The 2,105-nt window shown below is 36.3% G+C and carries 3 protein-coding genes; all 3 read left to right on the top strand.

What is annotated here, in order from left to right:
* A partial coding sequence (locus tag ACFIL3_RS09800) for a hypothetical protein (RefSeq protein ID WP_375682187.1) occupies positions 1-258 on the top strand: 258 nt, incomplete at its 5' end.
* A gap of 302 nt (positions 259-560) precedes the next feature.
* The gene (locus ACFIL3_RS09795) at positions 561-1,079 is read left to right on the top strand and encodes a Rha family transcriptional regulator (RefSeq protein ID WP_375682186.1); all 519 of its coding nucleotides are present in this window, start codon (positions 561-563) and stop codon (positions 1,077-1,079) included.
* 84 nt (positions 1,080-1,163) lie between these two features.
* A complete protein-coding gene (locus tag ACFIL3_RS09790; RefSeq protein ID WP_375682185.1) occupies positions 1,164-1,904 on the top strand; it encodes a hypothetical protein in 741 nt (246 codons plus the stop codon).
* Positions 1,905-2,105 lie beyond the last annotated feature (201 nt).

Below are 2,105 nucleotides of genomic sequence, written 5' to 3'. Positions count from 1 at the left end.
TATGAAGAATTTGACGGTGGTCAGTATCATGAGATGCCTGAGAATGTTGATTACAGTACCAAGGCGCAAGTGAAAGCTTGGATATACGGTGGTGATTTGCCAAGAAGCGTATTGAGTTGCGAAGCGTTGATAGACGAGGTGAATAGGGAAATCAAAAAACGTACAGTTAAAGCAGTGAAAACTTATGATGATATAGACAACGAGCTAGAGAAAGCACTTGGTATTCAATTAGGTAGGTATCAAAATGAAAAAAATTGAAAAAAATAAAAAATACGTATTGACTTTAAAAAGTCATTCTGTTAAACGAATCACAAGTGCTTCAAAAACACTTAGCTATTAGCGGATGGGTTACGTAACAACCTTTCCCATGCCTTTAAAATACTGATTGTTTTTTATGCTATTATTAGCATATATTGATTACATCGGGTGTAGCTATGCCATACAATACCCTTCGCGAGGGAAAAGCATAGCGACGGACTAATAGCCGTGTTTTTGAGCGCCCGATGCCCTTATAGGGTTTTTAAATCAAAAACGTACTAACTATTAGAAAGGTTTTTTCAATGAAAGATCTAGTTACAATCAATGATGATGGCGTTGCAGTTACAAATTCTCTAAAAATTGCAGAGGGTGTGGGTAATAGCCATGCTACTGTTATTAGATTGCTACGTAAAAATATTAAAGATTTTGAAGAGTTTGGAAGGGTTGGATTTGAGATCGTACCCTTTAAAACAAATGGCGGATGTCAAAAAAGAGAAATCGCAATCCTTAATGAATCACAAGCAACTTTGCTCATGACATATATGCGCAATAATAATACGGTGCGTGCATTTAAAAAGGCGCTTGTTAAAGCTTTTTATGAATTAAAAAGCCAATCAAAAAATCATGATTTATTCTCTAGAGATAATGATTTATTTTCTTATGAAAGTTTAAAAGCTCCTGAGGGAATTGGTAAAGTTTTGGGAATGATTGCTGCGCGTTTATCGTATGTAAATGATCTACAAAAAGAGCTTGATCACTACAAATTGGTTACGACAGAAGCCAAGCGCGTTTTAACAAATGCTATTGTAAAAGCAGCTTAAATAACGGCGCGGGCGCGGCGGGGGCGCCTCCTTATAACCATTTCATTCAAAAATTTATTCAAATGTTAGATTAGGGAGCTACCTATGACCACTAAAAATGTATCCAAAAAATATGAACTCACAGATGAAATCCACCGTATTCCTGAGGGAAAAACTGTACGTCGTATAAGAGCATTAAGAGATTTTGCAGATGTTAAAGCAGGTGATCTCGGTGGCGTTATTGAAAACGAAAAAAGCTTATCACATGATGGTGATTGCTGGGTTTATGATAACGCCATGGTTGCTATGGATTCTGTTGTTTCTGAAAATGCACAAGTGCGTAATAATGCACGTGTTTATAAAAGTGCAAAAATATCAGGCAACGCTATTGTTTGTGACAATGCTCAGGTTTTTCATAATGCAAAAATTTCTGATAATGCAAAAATTTGTGATAACGCAATGGTTAATGGTAATGTTTTTGGCAATGCAGTTGTTTGTGATAATGCTCAGGTCTCTTTTCTTGGTCATATTTCTGATAATGCAAAAGTTTCTGATTATGCGCATGTAACTGGCAGGGTTTATGGAAATGCACGCGTTTATGGAAATGCTTGTATTTATGGATTTTCTGAGATTTACGATGATGCGCAGGTTTATGACAGGGCTACTATTTCTGAGCATGTAAAGGTTTATGGAAATGCTCATGTTTTTGATCAGGCAACGGTTTATAGCAAGCCTCGTACAGATGGCTATGCACCACCTATCTATGTAAAGATTTATGGCAATGCCGTGGTTAATGGCAATCAAAAAATTTCTGAAGATATTTGTGGTGATGATAAAGCAGCGTAAATAACGGGGCGGGGGGCTGCTTTATAGCAAAAAAGCCGCGTCCTTTAAGACACGGCTTTTATTATCAAAACAGCTAGCGATCTAAATAAACGATTAAAAGAAATAACCGAAATATAAAAGAACATCTCTTTATTGCACAAAACGTATCAAAAAGCAAGCTGTTAAGTAAAATAAAAATGGGATTCACACTGTAGATTCAGT

This window comes from Bartonella sp. CE47NXGY (assembly GCF_042195415.1).
GTDB lineage: Bacteria > Pseudomonadota > Alphaproteobacteria > Rhizobiales > Rhizobiaceae > Bartonella.
This window is presented reverse-complemented; position numbering and strand designations above follow the sequence as displayed.

Bases quoted from the DNA above. Each gene is read 5' to 3' on its own strand.
- ACFIL3_RS09795 (WP_375682186.1), top strand. From the start codon at position 561: ATGAAAGATCTAGTTACAATCAATGATGATGGCGTTGCAGTTACAAAT.
- ACFIL3_RS09790 (WP_375682185.1), top strand. From the start codon at position 1,164: ATGACCACTAAAAATGTATCCAAAAAATATGAACTCACAGATGAAATC.